Below are 17,462 nucleotides of genomic sequence, written 5' to 3' on the forward strand. Positions count from 1 at the left end.
TTATGCCGGGTATGGGCTCAATCCCGGTCCCGTTGTTCAATCCACCCAGTGAGAATATGAAGATCCTTGTATGCGTCTCTGAGTATTATCCATTCGGGACTGGAATAGCCAACGTTGCCTACAACATCGTTGAGGACCTCAAAAGGATGGGCCACCAGTGCGTGGTCTGTTCCCCGACCGGCCCGGATATCAAACTCGGCAGTGCCCCGCTGATCGACCGCTGGGCGATCGGAGGTCTGCTCCAGTACTGGGACCTTGTGGCCACCTGCCTGAACGGGGACGACTATGATGTGGTCTGGCTTCACAACCCAATGTTCATCCGTGCGAACCCGTTCCGGCGTTCGATAGCCACCGTTCATTCGACGTACTATGACAAGTATCAGCAGCGGATCGCCCCGGTCCCGTACTATGCGGTCACCGCGGCGCTTGAGAAGTATTGCCTGAAGAAGACGGCAGAGCGGGCCGTCTTCACCGGTGTCAGCCCAATGCTCTGCAGTGATCTTGAGACGATCGGGATAAATCGGGAAAATATCATCTTTATTCCAAATGGAGTGAATACCGTGGCTTTTGTCCCACCCAGCAATGATGACGAGAAGCAGTCCCTTCGAAATAAGTATGCCATACCCCCCACGCACCAGGTGCTGCTCAGCCTTGGACGGGTCTCGGATGCCAAGCGTCCCCAGACGATGCTCGAGGTCTTCGACCAGGTCCGGGCGGCTGTCCCGGACCTGACCCTGATCGTGGCCGGCGGCGGGGAGATGCTCGAGGAGACGAAGGCGCTGGCCGCGGAGAAGCACCTTGACACGGTCATCTTCCTCGGCCCTGTCGACTATGATACGGTTGTGCCGGAGCTGTACAAATGTGCGGACTACTACCTGATGACCTCCAAGAGCGAGGGGTCACCCCTGACCCTGCTCGAAGCGATGTCGTCAGGCCTCCCCTCGATCGTCTCGAACCTCCCCCCGCTCCTCTTTATCGGGGAGGAGGACTGCGGGATCGTCGTCGACTTTGGTGATGAAAAGAAGGCTGCGGCCGCGATCATCGGTTATCTCCGCCAGGACAACAGTGTCCAGGCAGCGAAGGCCCGGACCTATGCCGCCGACCACCTGGACTGGCATGTGATCACCGCCCAGTATCTCGAACAGTTCGAGCGGCTGGCCTGAGCGAAGGTTGTGAAGATGAAGATCCTGATCCTGACCCATAATATCGGAGGAGGTATGATCCATTACACCTCTCAGCTGGCGAATACGCTGGCCGAAGAGCACGATGTGGTGGTGATCGCTCCGAGGGGCGTGGCACGCGAGACCTTTAAACCGCAGGTCCGCCTGATCGAGCTCGATCTCGGAAATATCGTGAAGAACTTCATCAAGAACTCGCTGATCTTCACCCGGGTCCTCCGGTTCATCAGGACTGTCCGGGACGAGGATCCCGACATCATCCATGTGAACGGTTACTCCCTCTGGTTCTCGCTCCTCCTTCCGTTCCTGCACCGGTACCCGATCATCACAACGATCCATGACGTGAATCCCCATGCCGGTTCACGCCAGTTCGACCAGGTGATCGCACGACACCTCTTCTTCCGGTACTCGGACGCCCTGATCGTCCATGGTGAATGGGCAAAGAAGCAGCTCTCGACCGGCACCCCCATCTTTGTAATCCCGCATGGTGACTACTCGTTCTTCACGGCACGAGAGCCTGAGGGGGTCTCTGAAGAGGAGGGAACGATCCTCTTCTTCGGGAGGATCGAGGATTATAAGGGTCTTCAATACCTGCTGATGGCGATGCCCGAGGTGGTCAGCGGGTACCCTGGCGCGCGTCTGGTCATCGCCGGCAGCGGGGATATGGGCCGGTACATGCTTCTCTTGCCAGACGAGGGTCACTGTACCCTGATCAACCGGTTCATCGAGGACGATGAAATCCCTTCCCTCTTTATGAAAGCCTCAATGGTGGTGCTGCCCTATATTGAAGGGACCCAGACCGGGGTTGTCCCGATCGCCTACGCGTTCCACAAGCCGGTGATCGTGACCGATGTCGGTTCCATCCCCGAGGTGGTCGAGCAGGAGAAGACCGGTCTGATCGTGCCATCCCATGACAGCGCCGCCCTCGCTGACGGAATATTAATGTTATTACGGAATGAACCACTGAGGAGAGAGATGGGTGAGGCTGCCCATCGAAAGATGAAGCGCGATCTCTCGTGGGAGACGGTCAGGGGGAAGACAGTGGCCGCATATAAATCAGTGATTGAGGACAGACAATGCAGATAAAGAACTTCTTTACGATCAACGACTGGCCGATCTTCCAGTTCCTGGGAACGGTACTCGGTGTGCAGTGCCTGTTATGGCTGATGCTCTTACTCGATGCGAATGGTACGACGATACCTCTGCTCCGGCAGATCGTCGGCGTCGTCTACCTGCTCTTCGTGCCAGGGCTGCTCCTGATGCGGGTGCTGAAGATGCACCGGCTCGGAAGTGTTGAAACCCTGCTCTTCACCATCGGTCTGAGTCTGGTTACATCGATGTTCCTCGGGTTCGTGATGAACACGATCTTCCCGGTGCTCGATGTGCTGAACCCGATTGCAGAGATGCCGCTGATGATCTCACTGACCATCTTTGTGCTGATAGCCTCGGTGCTGGCCTACCTGCAGGACCGCGATTACGCGGATCCGTCGACCCTGGATACCGATGAGATCTTCAGCCTCCCGACGGTTCTCCTCTCCCTGCTCCCGTTCATCTCGATCTTCGGGACCTTCCTGATGAACAACGAGCATATCAACCTTCTGCTGGTTGCGCTGCTGCTGGTTCTCGCCCTGATCCCGGTGATCGTCGGGTTCAAATCGTTCATCCCCGAGACTCATTACCCGTATGCGATCTTCATGGTGGCCCTTGCGCTGCTCCTCCATACCTCGCTGATCTCGATGCACGTCTGGGGATGGGACATCAACCAGGAGCTGTACATCTCCAACCTGGTCATCCAGAACTCTGCCTGGGATTTCTCGATCTACTCGAACATCAATGCGATGCTCTCGATCGTGATGCTGGTGCCGATCTTCTCGATCATCGCCGAGACCAGCGCAGTCTGGGTCTTCAAGATCATCTATCCGCTGATCTTCTCCCTGGTCGGGCTCGGGATCTATGCGATCGCAAAGAAGCAGTCCTATAACAAGATTGCATTCTATGCGTCGTTCTTCTTCATCTCCCTCTTTGTCTACTATACCGAGATGCTGCAGGTCTCCAGGCAGGAGATCGCGGAGTTCTTCCTGGTGCTGATCATGCTGCTGATCATCAACAAGGACCTCTTCAAGATCAAGAAGTACGTGCTGCTGATCGTCTTCAGCTTCGCGCTGGCCACCTCCCATTACGGCCTCTCGTACATGTTCATGCTGATGCTCTTCTTTGCGCTGCTGATCCTGGTGATCTCGGAGGTCGGCAGCCTTGGAAACCTGCGGCATGCGATTCGGAAACAGTTCGACTGGGAGAAGCGGGGGTATGCCCCGAACTTTGCCCCGCGGCATGCCGGCGAACGGACCGTCACGATCGATTACGTGATGGTCTTTGCCATCTTTGCGCTCGGGTGGTACCTGTTCATCTCCAGTTCATCGGCCCTCAACTCCATCACCGATCTCTTCATCCAGTTCTCCAACAACCTGGTGACCGGGTTCATGAACTCCGAGGCCACCCAGGGGCTGAGCATCGTCGTGACCCAGGCCACGACCCCGCTCCACTCGATTGGGAAGTACATCCAGTTCGTCTCCCAGTTCTTCATCATGTTCGGGATCTTCTCCCTGCTCTTCCGGCCCCAGAAGATGGAACTCGGGGGGGAGTATGTCGCTGTCGACCGTGAATACTTCTCGTTTGCACTGGTGAACCTGGTGCTGGCCGTGGGTGGCGTCGTGCTCCCGTACTTCTCGAGCGCCCTGAACACCACCCGGCTGTATCAGATCACCCTGATCTGCCTGGCCCCGTTCTTTGTCTTCGGGGTCATTGAGATGTTCGGCGTCTTCGACCGGTTTGTCCGGGTCTCCTGGTACAGATTCAACAGTGAGAATGCGATCAAGGCACTCGGCGCCTTCCTCTGTATCTTCCTCCTCTTCAACTCCGGGGTCATCTACACGATAACCCAGGACTCCCCGACTTCGATCGCCCTGACCGACAGTGTCGATTACCCGCGGTTCAGTCCCCTGGAGATCGCTGGTGCCAACTGGCTCCAGCAGGTCGGGAACCGGACGATCTATGCGGATATTCCCCGGGCCACGATGCTCGAAGGGTTCTCCGGGACCCTCGCACGAAAGATGCCTGATCAACCGAATCTGCTCAGAAAGAGTTCATATATCTTCTTTGGAGAGACCAATGTCCGGACCACCGCCCTCACGCTGGTGAATGCGGTTACCGCGGAGTCGGTGAGCGCCTCTGCCCTGCCCTATATTGCAAATCGGGGGATCATCTATGACAATGGCAAGACCAGGGTCTACACCTGATCTCTCCTGATTTTTCCAGGAGATGAACGCCCCGATAGCGTTCATATCCCGGGTCGGCCCTTTGTCGGGGGGTCTCGCAACGATGGATAAAAAAGATATTTTTTTCAGCAGATCGGGATCCGCAAATCCAACAGCGTCTCGGTCGGAACCCCGGCCAGCGCAACGGCTGCCAGCGCCCCGATCACCCCATCTCCGCCATAAAGACTGATGGCGTGGGCTGCGGCTGTCTCTTCTGCAACGCTTCGGGAGAGGTACCCGGTCCGGGCATGCTCTCCATATGCCCTGAGTGCAGGATCGATCCGGAACCCCTCTTTCACGGCGATCCCCCACTCCGGAGACCGGCTCTCGTCACCGACGAACTTCCGGCATCGATCAGTCACTTCGGCCACCAGCCCCGGTTCAACGGCCAGTTCGATGTAACTGCATGCGTTCCCCACGGTTCTCTGTTCAATATTCGGGTTCAGCATGGCGACCCGGTGCCCGATCGGGATCACACCCGCGACCCCTCCCAGGTGCTGGAGAAGGGCCGCGGCCAGGGCGAAGGTAGCTCCCCCTTCCGGGCCGTCGGTGTCGTCGACCCCGATGATCAGGTGGATGAGATCCCGGGTGATCACCTCCCCCAGGACGAGCGATCCTTCCCGCCGGATCCTGACCTCGCAGACCCCTTCCGCATGGCCGATCATCTCGGTCAGGGAGTACGCCGGCCCTCCGATCGAGGTGATCTCCTGGAGGATATTCGCTCCATCCCGTCGGATCGCACCTACTCCGACCGCTGGGGCCGGATAGAGCCCGATCCCGAGTGTCGCCTCGCCGATCCGTCCATGTTCCCGGAGCAGGGGTCCGTCCCGTTCGATGGCGGTGATCACTCCGCCGGACTGTGCATGGTGAAACCCACAGAACGCTGCGCAGGCACCGGAGATACACTCATGAAAGATCTCCACCTCGTCGCCGTCGGTGGTGGTGAAGATCCGCCTGCAGGTGCTGGCAGGCACCGCACTGACCGCTGCATAGTGGCCGCCATGCCGCCCGTGCGGACTCTCCCTGACGATCAGGCATCCCTCCTCGATCAGCCGCTTGACCCAGTCCTGGGCAGTTGAGCGGGGGACCTGCAGGGCCTCCGCGATATCCGTGATCTGAAAATAGCCTCGTTCAAGCGTGTACTGACGCATCAAATTCAGGAACTGTCGCCGCCGCTCAAGCACCCTTGACATAGCGCTCCGCAATGTAGGTCAGGTCCCCGACGATCGCGCTCGCCGTCTCGATAGAGCCGGCACCTTTCCCGATCAGCGTGATCTCGCCGGCCATATCGGTCCGAAGGGTCACTGCATTCAAAGTTCCTTCGATCACCAGGGGATGGTTCGCCGGGATCATCCGCGGGGCCACCCGGAGGATCCTCGGCTCCGGCACCACCTCGCCGATCAGACGTATCGTGCAGTCCTGTGTCGCTGCCAGGCGGAGTGCATCGGCGGTCAGCATGTCGATCCCGGTCACCTCGACATCGTCGAGGGTGGCCTGCATGCCCCAGATCGTGTCCGCCAGGATCACCAGCTTGATCGCCGCATCGATCCCTTTCACATCATAGGTCGGATCGGCCTCGGCATAGCCGAGTTCCCGGGCCTCGGAGAGGGCCTGGTCGTAGGTGAGCCCCTCCTCTGACATCCTGGTCAGGATATAGTTGCAGGTCCCGTTCAGGATCCCATACAGCCCCAGGATTGTATTGCCGCCGAGCCCGTGCTCAAGGGTATGGAGGATCGGGATCGCACCGCCGACGGTGGCCTCGTACCGGAACTCGACCCCGGCCGCCTGTGCCAGTTCTTTGAGTTCACAGAATGCCAGGGCGACCGGCCCTTTGTTGGAGGTGACCACATGCCGTCCCCGTCCAAGCGCGGTCCGGATATGGGTCAGCGCCGGCTCCCCGGAGAGCGCATTGGTCGGTGTCACCTCGACGAGCACGTCGTACTCGCCCCGGTTCACCACGTCCTCTGCGGTCAGCGACCGGTCCCCGCAGAGACCGGTGTCCCGCTTTCTTGCCAGCATCGCCTGGATATCGATCCCGTTCGGGTCCATCACAGCACTTTTGGAGTCTGCCATCCCGGTGATCGTAACATCGAGTCCCTTCTCCAGGATCACCGTCGCAACGCCCCGTCCGACCGATCCACAGCCCAGTACTGCGATTCTCATGCTGCCTCTTCCAGTGGTTCAATGATCTGCAGGTGCTTCTCTCTTCCGACATCGCGCAGGATCGAGAGTGCCCGTTCCATGTCCTCCTGGTTCCCCGACTTCAGGGTGATCAGGGCGGTCGACCGTTCGGCGATCGCTGGCATTACCACGTTCAGCTCTGCCACCTCGGCAAAGCCGGTGCTGTCGATCCGGTCGACCGTGTCTCCGAGATCGGTATGGAGGAGGTGACCGATGATGATCACGGACTGCCTGTACTGCAACCGTTCCTCGCCGAGCATCAGGATATTCACACCCTGGTCACGGATCGCCCTGACCAGGTCGTCAACCCGGCCCTCCGGCACCTCGAGCACAATCTGGACGCTCAGGGTTCCCTTCTCCGAGGTGTCCCGCTGATGGATCACGGCGATGATATTTCCGCCGACCACCGAGATCGGCTGCAGTGCAGCGACCAGCTGTCCTGGCCGATCGGTCATCTCCAGTTTCATTGCAATCTGCACCATTACCACCGTATCCAGTACTTTGCACCCGACAAATGATAAGCCTTCTACACCGGGGTCTCCGGGGTGTGATCCCTGCAGATCTGTGTCAGCCTATCCATCTGCAGATGCGCCTCGAAATGGTCGGCGAGCAGGTCGTACGGGTCCTCCTCTGCCCGGTCGTCTATCCCTTTGAAGGTGAGGCCTTTCTGTGCGTACAGGTAGGAGAGGAGCGCCTCTGCCGCCGCCGGCACCATGAAGAGGCCGTGCAGGTAGGTGCCGAAGACCAGCCCGTCATCCGATACCGCTCCCTCCCCGGAGAAGGCCGTTCTCCCGCTGTTCAGCGTGGTCGTGCCCATGTGGATCTCATAGCCGGATACCTCCCCTATCGCATCCAGGATAGGGGGCACCGGGGCAGCAGTTCTCTGAACCTGGACGGTCGTCTTTTCATATCCCTCAAAGGCGGTGACCAGGTCGAGCAGTCCAAGCCCTTCGTAGGTCCCCTTGCAGGCCTCCGACCCGTCGTCGATCACGGTCTTTCCCAGCATCTGGTATCCGCCGCAGATCCCGATCACCGGCACTCCCCGCCCGCGGGCAGCCCTGATGGCCGCCGCCGTGCCGCTCGCCTGGAGCACCTGCAGGTCGTTCACCGTGTTCTTGGTCCCTGGGATGATGATACCGTCGTATCCGTCCAGCGATTCTCCGGGCTGCAGGTAGTCGACGGCCGCATGCCGTTCGAGCAGTTCAAAGTCGGTGAAGTTTGCGATCTGCGGGAGCCTGATCACCGCGATCCGGACCTGACCATCCCGCCGCTCTTTGTCCTGCAGGGAGAGGGAATCCTCGCTCGGCAGATCGAGCCGGGTATAGGGGATGACGCCGAGCACCGGCACCCCGGTCAGGTCCTCGAGGATCTTCACCCCGCTCTCGAAGAGTGTCGGGTCGCCCCGGAACTTGTTGATGATGATCCCCTTCACCAGGGGGCGGATCTGTTCTGGGAGCAGGGCGATCGTGCCGTAGACCTGGGCAAAGACCCCGCCCCGTTCGATATCCGCGACGAGGACGATGGGGAGCCGGAGTTGCTCGGCAAGCCGGATGTTGGCGATGTCCCGGTCGTACAGGTTCACCTCTGCAGCACCGCCGGCCCCTTCGATGATCACCTCCCCATACTCTCTGACCAGTTGATGATAGGCGTCGACTGCGATCCCGAGGAGGTGATCGGTCTCCTGGTAATAGTCCCTGATCTGCACGTCCTTGTACGGATGGCCGAGCAGCACCACCTGTGAGGTGCTGTCTCCTTTGGGTTTCAGCAGTATCGGGTTCATCAGTGCTGATGGAAGGACCTTTGCGGCGAAGGCCTGCATCGCCTGTGCAATGCCAATCTCGGCACCATCCCCGGTCACGTACGAGTTCAGGCTCATATTCTGTGATTTAAACGGGGCAACCCTGATCCCCCGCCGGACCAGGGCCCGGCAGATCGCAGCCACCGTCACACTCTTGCCGACATGTGACGAGGTTCCGAGGACCATCAGTGACATATACCCTATGGTTCGAGGTCTCCGCAGATAAATCACCGCATCGGGCAGGGGGCTGCAATGATACTCCACACCTGAACCGGGATGCGCCCTGTTCTGTCCGTTTTTTTTGAATGTTGCAGGTTCTGCCTGATGGGTCTGATCGGGAATTCGGTAAATTCATCTCAATCTGAGAATCCGGTGCATATTATCACGTGTCTGGTGCCCGGCCAGTCGGTCCCTGGCAGTGGTCCCTTCCTGACCACATTTCAGACCATCTCCATCCCGGCCTCCAGATCAGGGGGAATATCCGGCTCATACGGGACTTGTTATGCCAACAAATATATAAGCAGAACTTGAAGTAAGATGTAATGAATGGTGGGATATGCCCAACCTGTGGGCTACCTAAAGAACTGTGCATCTGTGAGGAGGTTGCAAAGGAACAGCAGCGGATCAATGTCAATGTTAATAGACGAAGATACGGAAAAGAGGTCACGGTCATTGATGGACTAGACCCTTCGGATATTGATCTCCAGGAACTCACCAAGTTTCTGAAGAGTAAACTTGCCTGCGGTGGTACGGTGAAAGGCAGTTCAATAGAGCTGCAGGGAGATCACCGTGACCGGGTCAAGGAACTGCTCACGAAGAAAGGGTACAGTCTGGATAATATCAATTGAATCGAGTGCAGCCCGGATAGATGGCTGTTCTATTTTTTTATCGTATTGAACGCTCTCGTCAATGTCAATCGCAGATCTGCATGGGGAGCATCTGTGTTCGTATCGGTTGCGTCTGACATCCCGTGATTTTCTCTCCTCTCCTTCCCCAGAATGGATGACGATAGCCATCGTGTTGTCTTGGGTCGGCCGGTACAGGCCGTAACTATTATCCCTTCCTTCTTCCGATGCTACTCTGCGAGACGAAGACTTGCAGGGGAACTATGCTCGACCAGTACGATCTCTCCAGGAAAGCGGATCAGAAGGAGTACAATAAGACAGTCCCGGCACTGCAGGAGCGGTTCGGGGAACTGCAGAGGGATCTGAGGGCGGCGGGGATCCCTCTGGTTCTGGTTATCGAGGGATGGAACGCTTCAGGGATCTCAAACACGGTCAGCGAGCTGATCCATGCCCTGGACCCGCGTGGATTCAATTTTTATGCAACCGGGAGTCCCACGGACGATGAGAAGGCACATACCTTCCTCTGGCGGTTCTGGGTAAATACCCCTGCAAAGGGGAGGATTGCCATCTTTGCACGGAGTTGGTACAGCCGGCTGCTCGCCGAACGGTTGGGGGGGATCGACTGGAAGGAGAAGAAGAAGCACTCCCTTCAGATGATCCGGACCTTTGAGCAGCAACTGGCCGATGATGGGGCGATTGTGCTGAAGTTCTTCCTGCACATCAGCAAGGAGGAGCAGAAGCGGAGGCTTGAGGAGCGCGAAAAGGATCTCCTGACCTCCTGGATGATCACCCGGGGCGACTGGGACTTTCATAACCAGTACGACCAGTACCTGCCTCTTATCGAGGATATCATCAGGGAGACCGATAGCAAAGACGCTCCCTGGACGATCGTTGAGGCGACGGATCCCCGGTATACGGCCATCAGGGTCTACACGGTGCTGATCAGGGTGCTTGAGGCGAGGCTCTCTGCAGAGAAGAAGGGGCAAGACCAGGCCGGCCACAAAAAAGATGATAAGAAACGATCCGACTCAGTCCTCGCTCCTGTGGATCACTCCCTCTCCCTCTCCAAAACAGACTATGTTGAACAGCTGGAGGTCGTTCAGAGGCAGATCCGCGTGCGGCAGTATCAGATCTACAAACGCGGGATTCCTATGATGATCGTGTACGAAGGCTGGGATGCGGCCGGCAAGGGTGGGAACATCCTCCGCCTGACGCAGAATCTGAACCCCCGCGGGTATTCGGTGGTGCCGGTATCGGTGCCGAACGATATCGAGAAGGCGCACCATTATCTCTGGCGTTTCTACACCAACTTCCCGCCGGCCGGTTCGATCCGGATCTTTGATCGGTCCTGGTACGGCAGGGTGCTGGTCGAACGGGTCGAACAGCTCTGTACTGAAGAGGAATGGAGGCGGGCATACGGCGAGATCAACCAGATGGAGGAGGCATTCGTGGCCAGCGGCGGCGGGCTGGTCAAGTTCTGGCTTGAGATCGACAAGGACGAACAACTCCGTCGTTTCGAGCAGCGTCAGAAAGACCCTGCAAAACAGTGGAAGATCACCGAAGATGACTGGCGCAACCGTGAAAAATGGGACCAGTACACCATCGCCGTCGACGAGATGCTTGCAAAGACCAGCACCCCGCAGGCACCCTGGACGATCATCGAGTCCGATGACAAATATTATGCACGGATCAAGGCACTCAAAACGGTCGTCTCCTATATCGATACGCTCCTCTGATCAGGGGAGGTTCCCCTCCCCCATGCATTCGTGCTGACGCTCCTCGCTCATCTCGATCAGGATCTCGACGATCTTTCGGACGCTCGAAGGATCGATCTTCTCTTCGACCGCTCGATTGAAGGCCCGGTCGAGCACCTCCCGCCGCCGGCCCTCGTCCCTGATCGGTGCCCCCTGTGAATACTTGAAGCGTGCGATCTGGGCGGCGATCTGCTGTCTGGTTCCGATGAGGCGGATGATCTGATCGTCGATGCTGGTGATCTCCTCGCGAAGGGCTGTGATATCCATGTCCCTATATCGGTGTTGTGATGGACATAAAGATGGCGGTACCGGTCATCTCCGGAAGAGAGTAGATTTAGGTGTAGAGCCACCCAGTACTGATGAGATACAATGTTTGAACGGATTCCCCCCCACGAACGGCGCGACCTGCTGATCGCATGGCTAGCGATCTCGACCGCATTCACGCTGATCTTTGTTCGGAACAGGGTCGACCTGTCGGTTGCGCTGCTCTACTTCGTGATCTCGCTGCTGACGGTCGGTATCGGATTTGTGCTCCACGAGATGGCGCACAAGTTCGTGGCCATGCACTTCGGTTACTGGGCAGAGTTCCAGCGGGACGATCAGATGCTGCTGGTGGCCGTGGTCCTCGCGGCCCTGGTGGGCGTGGTCTTTGCGGCGCCGGGGGCCACGGTGGTCTACGGCTCCTCGGTCAGCAAGAGGGAGAATGGGATCATCTCGGCTGCCGGCCCTGTCTCAAGTCTGCTGATCTGCATCCCGTTCGCCCTGCTGGCGTTCTTTGGCGGGCAGTGGGGCCTGGTCGGTGTGATCGGTTACCTGGGGCTGAAGGTGAACGCCATGATCGCGGCCTTCAATATGCTCCCGGTCTCGGTGCTGGACGGAAAGAAGGTGCTGGCCTGGAACCCCGCGGCCTTTGTGGTGCTGATTGTGGCGGCATTCGGGCTGCTGTACCTGACCTACCTGATCTGAACGCCATCAAAAAATAGTTTTTTTATTTTTATTTCATCGCTGTGCTGTCCAGGTCGGCCGCCTTTTTGTAGGCTGCGTCCGCTTCGCCGGTCCTGCCGAGCCGCTCGAGTGCGTCGCCCCTGTTCATCCATGACGGCGCAGAGGTCGGGTCGACCTCGGTCGCCCGGGTGAAGGCCGCAAGCGCCTCTTCATCGCGTCCCAGGGCGCGGAGGGTTGCCCCTTTCCCGTTCAATGCTTCCACATTGTTGGGATCGATCTGCAGCCCCTGCTCGTAGGTGGCCAGGGCCTGCTGGTAGTTCCCCTGCTCGCCGAGGGTGCCGGCCCGGGTGAAGAGCGTTGCTGCATCTTTGCCGGCAGCGCTGGTATTGTTTGTACTCTCCTGAGCTGTGCACCCTGCAAGTGCAACACCTCCGACGAGCATCAAGATCAGCAGCACCCGTATCCCTGTATCTCTCATCTCTATGAATGGTGGATCCTGGTCCCTTCTTAATCTTCCTCTTCTGATAGCCTGTCAGTCCGGCTCTCCTCACTGCGACTGCGGACTGCCACAATCCCTATATAGGGATGATGATGAGTTTGTAAGGCTGAGACGAACGCAGACCCCGTGGCCTGTGTCGAAACGGTACTCACAGCACAGCATACAACCATGGAGTTTGATACCAATGACCAATGAGACTGGCAAGAAAGCCCTTCTGCATACCACGATGGGCGATGTCACCATCCTGCTGGATGCCGATATGCCCGTGACCGCAGGAAATTTCGAGTCACTCGTGCAGAAAGGATACTACAACAACGTGACCTTCCACCGCGTGATCGACGGGTTCATGATCCAGGGCGGCGACCCGAAGGGTGACGGCACCGGCGGGCCGGGCTATGTGATCCCAGACGAGTTCACAGCCCACAACAAAAACGACCGCGGCACCATCTCGATGGCCAACGCCGGCCCCAACACCGGTGGCAGCCAGTTCTTCATCAACCTGGTGAACAACAACTTCCTGGACCAGAAGCACCCGGTCTTTGGAAAGGTCGTCAGCGGGATGGAGGTCATCGATGCGATTGCAAAGGTCAGGACCGACCGGAGCGACCGCCCGCAGACCCCGGTGACGATCGTCACGGCAGAGATCATCTGATCACAACCATCCGGGGCCCATCCCTCTGCTTTTTTTTTGGAACCTGCTGCTGCCACAATCATCATATAGGGCTGATGGTGATTTTCTAAGGATGAGACGAGCACATATTCTGCTCTGCGTCGGGCTGATACTTGCAGCATCCCTCTTCATCGCAGGATGCACAAGTGCCCCCCAGAGCCAGCAACCGACCTCAACGGTCTCTGGTCAGGTGACCACCGCCGTCACAACAGCAGCCGCAACGGCAGCATCAACGCAGAATACCACTGGAACGAGTACGGCGGCCAATCTGACCGGTAAGAAGGCCGTCCTGCATACCTCGATGGGCGATATCACGATCCAGCTGTATGGAGACATGCCGATCACGACCGGAAACTTCGAGAAACTCGTGCAGAAGGGGTTCTACAACAACCTGACCTTCCATCGTGTGGTCGCCGGGTTCATGATCCAGGGCGGCGACCCGAAGGGTGACGGCACCGGCGGACCGGGCTACGTGATCCCCGACGAGTTCACCGACCACAACAGAAACGATCGCGGGACCATCGCGATGGCCAACGCCGGCCCGAACACCGGGGGCAGCCAGTTCTTCATCAACCTGGTGAACAACAACTACCTGGACAAGAAGCACCCTGCCTTTGGAAAGGTCGTCAGCGGGATGGATGTCGTCGACGCGATCGGCAAGGTCCAGATCGGTACGAACAGCCGCCCGGTGCAGACGGTCACGATCGTCTCTGCTGAGATCGTCTGAACCTGGTCGCCAGGTTGAAATCCATCCATTCTCTTTTTTGGTCCCCCTATCGGGGCGTATCCCTCTCCTGTTTCAGGAGAAGAAGCCGGCGGACGACCCGAAGATCCAGGGTTAACGATCTCATGGAGATCCTTATCGCGTAAACACGTTCGTATATACGAATTTCGCATCATTTAAAGTCAGATGGCGATCAAATTTCGGTATATATTTAACCTGGGATACCGATGAGAGGACTATACTGTTTGGAGGTTCGTATGACACTTATTCACAAGAAACAAGCAACACGTACTGCCCTCGTACTGGCCCTGCTGATCATCGGCATGGTGCTGGTCTCCGGGTGTACCTCGTCGACCACCGTCTCGCCGACCACGACGGCGGTCACGACCACGGCGACATCGCAGTCGACATCCGCAGCCGGGACAACAGCCTCGGCGACCGCTACCACATCGTCATCAGGTACCGGGGCAGCAGTCCAGGCCGTGGACTTCAACAAGATGGTGGCCCTGATCCCCGTGGCCCCGACAGGCTGGGAGGCCGATGGGAGTCCGAGCGGGCTCACCATGAAGGACTCGGACGGCCACCCCTGGACGATGGCGACAGGGAGCTACACGAGCACCACGAACAAGGATACCACGGCCAGTGTCACCTACCAGGACACTGCCAATCAAAATGTCGGATTCAAGAGCAGCTGGAGTGGGTTCCAGTCGATGGAGAGCACCGACGGGTACTTCAAGAGCACCCAGGTGAAGGGGAACCCGGCATGGGAGGTATATACGAAGCCCGATACCTATGGAGCATGGATCTCGGTGAACGACCGGTTCATGGTCTATGTCTCCGTCGACAAGGGGACGAAGGCTGATTATGACACCATCGTCAATGCGATCGACTTCGCCGGCATCGCCGCCCTGAAGTGATCAGATCTCTCCTTTTTTTGAATATCTCTACCCTTTAGACGATCTCGTTCCCGTCATATGATGAGGCTGAATGGGGTGATAAAAACGATCGATACGTTGAATTCGGAGAATTTAAATGGGAATTCATCATAGGTTCAATAATTATCTCAATTACGTTTTTCCACTGCACCAATGAGGTTTGAATCATGACATGTCTCTTCAAAAGAACGATCTTGCTGCTGATCGTGCTGATCAGCGCCTCCTGCCTGCTGATGATTGCACCGGTGGCAGCGACTCCGCCGATGACCCTGACAGGTACCCTTGTCGATGGTTACACCCATCAACCGGTGGCGGATATTAGTATCAGAACATCAGAACAATTTGGATCTGTTCATACCAATGCCATGGGGAGATTCTCAATCCTTCTGGATACTCCCACGGTCGACGATCCTTTTACCCTGACGATCGCTCCTCTCGATTATCGTGAAAGAACGATAAACTACTCATACAATTCTGCCGATCTTCAGCAAGGCACAAAAGACCTCGGGCAGTTCGAACTCACCAGAATTGTATCCGGGTACGTAACCGATTCTGTCACCGGTCAGCCATTGTCCGATGCGATCATCTCCTCCTCCCTCCTAGGTTCTTCAACCACCTCGGACAGCAACGGATATTATAATTTTCACATAGAATACGCTGGCCTCGGTCAGAACGGCATCTCCTTCAGGGGTATGGACCCGAATCAGTATAACCTGACGGCGACCAGGGCCGGGTATCTGACCTCGTCCATACCGTTTGACTGGTATCGTGAGGACGAAACCCATCTCTATAACATCCAGCTCACCCGGGCCTTCGCGGCGAACTTCTATGCCTTCGGCCATGTCGGCCAGGCCCCGTACTCGGTGCGGTTCCAGGACCGATCGACCGATTCAGCGACCGCCTGGCACTGGGACTTCGGGGACAACACCACATCGATCGAGCAAAACCCGACCCATATCTACAACCAGACCGGCGCCTACAACGTGGCCCTGACCGCCTCGAACGATCAGATGGGCGACACCTGTACCCAGTACCGGTGCATCATCGTGAACACCGTGCCTGAGGCGAACTTCACGGCCAACGCGACCGTCGGCAGGACGCCGTTCACCGTGCAGTTCACCGACCAGTCGACCAGTGCGACCGAATTCCAGTGGCAGTTCGGCGACGGGGCGACCTCGACCGAGCAGAACCCGATCCACACCTACACCCAGGTGGGTACCTATTCCGTGACCCTGATCGCTTCAAGTCCGGATTATGGTAGCGTCTACACGCAGAGGCCGGGGTACATCACGGTCACCGACCCGCCGACCGTCGGGTTCTCCACGAATGTTTCAGCCGGCCTCGTCCCTCTCGCCGTACAGTTCACCGAGTCGACGAACGGCTCGGTCCAGTATTATTACTGGCAGTTCGGCGACGGGGCGACCTCCTTCGAACAGAACCCGGTCCATGTCTACGACACCGCCGGGAAGTACACCGTCTCCCTCTATGCGATCGGTTCGAACGGCACAGAGGTGAAGACGATCGATGACTGCATCAACGTCACCGCCCCGGTCGCGCCGACCCCGGTACCGACCGAGCAGTACCCGCCGGCTGCCAATTTCACGGTCACCTCCCAGGGCGGCCCGGGTTCGATGGGCATCCTGGTCACCGACACCTCGGTGAATGCGACCTCGGTGCGGTACGACCTCGGCGACGGCACGAGCACCGCCTATCGGAATTTCCAGTACACCTACTCGCAGGCCGGCACCTACACAATTAAACAGACCGCGACCGGTGCAACAGGATCATCGGTGAAGACGGTCGAGGTGACCGTGCCGGCGGCCACTCCGACGCCGACGATCACCTTCCCGCCGATCGGCGGGGATCAGGGATGGTATACGATCCACTGTAATGTTGACGGGGCGACGGTCACCTTCGATGAGACCCCCATGGGGACCATCGCGGACGGGATCCTGAAGATCCGGGTCTATGTCACCGGCACTCCCTTCAGGACCTACACCGTCCAGAAGGACGGATACTCCACCGTCTCCGGGGCCATCACCACCTACCCCGGCAAGGACCAGAACGTCGACATATTTGTGACCCTGACCCCCGGCTATACCGCGACCCCATACAACGGTCCGCACACCATCCCCGGGACACTGCAGGCCGAGGACTACGACCTCGGCGGTGAGGGCGTCGCCTACCACGACACCACCGCCGGCAACGAAGGCGGGGTCTACCGGCAGGACGATGTCGACATCGAGACGCTCGACACCGACGGCTCCCCGAACATCGGCTGGATCCGTGCTGGCGAGTGGCTCACCTACACTGTGGACGTCAGCACTGCCGGCACCTATGACGCCGGGTTCCGGGTCGCCTCCTCGCACAGCGGATCGACCGTCCGGGTGTACGTCGACGACGACACGACCCCGGTCGCGACCGTGAGCATCCCGAACACCGGCGACTGGCCGGTCTTCCAGACCGTCTCCGTGCCGGTGACCCTGCCGGCCGGGCAGCACCGGCTGAGCCTTCTGTTCCCGACCGATTACGTCAACATCAACTGGATCAGCTTCGCCCCGAGGGGCTGAACCGTTCTCCTTTTTTCCGACTCCCGGACCTGTCCTGTTAGGCGATCCC

The 17,462-nt window shown here is 58.3% G+C and carries 16 protein-coding genes; 10 read left to right on the forward strand and 6 right to left on the reverse strand.

The genetic code is table 11. From position 1 onward, the window contains the following. The first annotated feature begins 56 nt into the window (after positions 1 to 56). From ACFKSJ_RS12670 to ACFKSJ_RS12680, 3 genes are read left to right on the forward strand one after another with little or no spacing between them, the layout of a single operon-like run. A complete protein-coding gene (locus ACFKSJ_RS12670) occupies positions 57 to 1,163 on the forward strand; it encodes a glycosyltransferase family 4 protein (protein WP_440950151.1) in 1,107 nt (368 codons plus the stop codon). Positions 1,164 to 1,178: 15 nt separating this feature from the next. After that, the gene (locus ACFKSJ_RS12675) at positions 1,179 to 2,264 is read left to right on the forward strand and encodes a glycosyltransferase family 4 protein (RefSeq protein ID WP_440950152.1); all 1,086 of its coding nucleotides are present in this window, start codon (positions 1,179 to 1,181) and stop codon (positions 2,262 to 2,264) included. After that, entirely contained in the window at positions 2,255 to 4,474 is a 2,220-nt protein-coding gene (locus ACFKSJ_RS12680; RefSeq protein ID WP_440950153.1) for a DUF2206 domain-containing protein, read from the forward strand. The genes ACFKSJ_RS12675 and ACFKSJ_RS12680 overlap by 10 nt, the downstream gene beginning before the upstream one ends. 104 nt (positions 4,475 to 4,578) lie before the next feature. On the opposite strand, the gene ACFKSJ_RS12685 is transcribed toward ACFKSJ_RS12680, so the two are convergent. Genes ACFKSJ_RS12685 through ACFKSJ_RS12700 form a run of 4 tightly spaced genes read right to left on the reverse strand, consistent with a single transcriptional unit; the run spans position 4,579 to position 8,666 of the window. Continuing rightward, positions 4,579 to 5,685, reverse strand: a complete 1,107-nt coding sequence (locus ACFKSJ_RS12685; protein WP_440950154.1) for a sugar-specific transcriptional regulator TrmB — start codon at positions 5,683 to 5,685, stop codon at positions 4,579 to 4,581. Continuing rightward, complete coding sequence (locus tag ACFKSJ_RS12690) at positions 5,669 to 6,655, reverse strand: homoserine dehydrogenase (RefSeq protein ID WP_440950155.1); 987 nt, start codon at positions 6,653 to 6,655, stop codon at positions 5,669 to 5,671. Before ACFKSJ_RS12690 ends, ACFKSJ_RS12685 begins: the two co-directional genes overlap by 17 nt. Next, the gene (locus ACFKSJ_RS12695) at positions 6,652 to 7,155 is read right to left on the reverse strand and encodes an amino acid-binding protein (RefSeq protein ID WP_440950156.1); all 504 of its coding nucleotides are present in this window, start codon (positions 7,153 to 7,155) and stop codon (positions 6,652 to 6,654) included. Before ACFKSJ_RS12695 ends, ACFKSJ_RS12690 begins: the two co-directional genes overlap by 4 nt. Before the next feature lie 44 nt (positions 7,156 to 7,199). Further along, positions 7,200 to 8,666 (reverse strand): cobyric acid synthase, encoded by a 1,467-nt coding sequence (locus ACFKSJ_RS12700; protein ID WP_440950157.1) that lies wholly within the window; start codon positions 8,664 to 8,666, stop codon positions 7,200 to 7,202. A gap of 347 nt (positions 8,667 to 9,013) precedes the next feature. Here ACFKSJ_RS12700 and yciH point away from each other — a divergent pair, with 347 nt between their 5' ends. Further along, positions 9,014 to 9,319, forward strand: a complete 306-nt coding sequence (yciH, locus tag ACFKSJ_RS12705; protein ID WP_440950158.1) for a stress response translation initiation inhibitor YciH — start codon at positions 9,014 to 9,016, stop codon at positions 9,317 to 9,319. A gap of 260 nt (positions 9,320 to 9,579) precedes the next feature. Next, positions 9,580 to 11,052, forward strand: coding sequence for a polyphosphate:AMP phosphotransferase (gene pap, locus ACFKSJ_RS12710; protein ID WP_440950159.1), 1,473 nt, complete (start codon positions 9,580 to 9,582; stop codon positions 11,050 to 11,052). Here pap and ACFKSJ_RS12715 read toward each other — a convergent pair whose 3' ends face one another. Next, positions 11,053 to 11,337, reverse strand: coding sequence for a chorismate mutase (locus ACFKSJ_RS12715; RefSeq protein WP_440950160.1), 285 nt, complete (start codon positions 11,335 to 11,337; stop codon positions 11,053 to 11,055). Between the two features lie 102 nt (positions 11,338 to 11,439). Here ACFKSJ_RS12715 and ACFKSJ_RS12720 point away from each other — a divergent pair, with 102 nt between their 5' ends. Beyond that, positions 11,440 to 12,036, forward strand: coding sequence for a peptidase M50 (locus ACFKSJ_RS12720; protein WP_440950161.1), 597 nt, complete (start codon positions 11,440 to 11,442; stop codon positions 12,034 to 12,036). 28 nt (positions 12,037 to 12,064) lie between these two features. Here ACFKSJ_RS12720 and ACFKSJ_RS12725 read toward each other — a convergent pair whose 3' ends face one another. Continuing rightward, positions 12,065 to 12,493 (reverse strand): tetratricopeptide repeat protein, encoded by a 429-nt coding sequence (locus ACFKSJ_RS12725; protein WP_440950162.1) that lies wholly within the window; start codon positions 12,491 to 12,493, stop codon positions 12,065 to 12,067. 205 nt (positions 12,494 to 12,698) lie between these two features. Here ACFKSJ_RS12725 and ACFKSJ_RS12730 point away from each other — a divergent pair, with 205 nt between their 5' ends. From ACFKSJ_RS12730 to ACFKSJ_RS12745, 4 genes are all read left to right on the forward strand, one after another. After that, positions 12,699 to 13,166, forward strand: coding sequence for a peptidylprolyl isomerase (locus ACFKSJ_RS12730; protein ID WP_440950163.1), 468 nt, complete (start codon positions 12,699 to 12,701; stop codon positions 13,164 to 13,166). A 91-nt stretch (positions 13,167 to 13,257) separates the two neighbouring features. Next, positions 13,258 to 13,911 carry a peptidylprolyl isomerase gene (locus ACFKSJ_RS12735; RefSeq protein WP_440950164.1) on the forward strand — a complete coding sequence of 218 codons (654 nt, stop codon included), beginning with the start codon at positions 13,258 to 13,260 and terminating at the stop codon, positions 13,909 to 13,911. A gap of 254 nt (positions 13,912 to 14,165) precedes the next feature. Continuing rightward, on the forward strand, positions 14,166 to 14,825 hold the full coding sequence (locus tag ACFKSJ_RS12740) for a hypothetical protein (RefSeq protein ID WP_440950165.1): 660 nt from the start codon (positions 14,166 to 14,168) through the stop codon (positions 14,823 to 14,825). Between the two features lie 185 nt (positions 14,826 to 15,010). Beyond that, complete coding sequence (locus ACFKSJ_RS12745; protein WP_440950166.1) at positions 15,011 to 17,413, forward strand: PKD domain-containing protein; 2,403 nt, start codon at positions 15,011 to 15,013, stop codon at positions 17,411 to 17,413. Positions 17,414 to 17,462 lie beyond the last annotated feature (49 nt).

The sequence above is a fragment of the Methanosphaerula subterraneus genome (assembly GCF_052055875.1).
GTDB lineage: Archaea > Halobacteriota > Methanomicrobia > Methanomicrobiales > Methanospirillaceae > Methanosphaerula > Methanosphaerula subterraneus.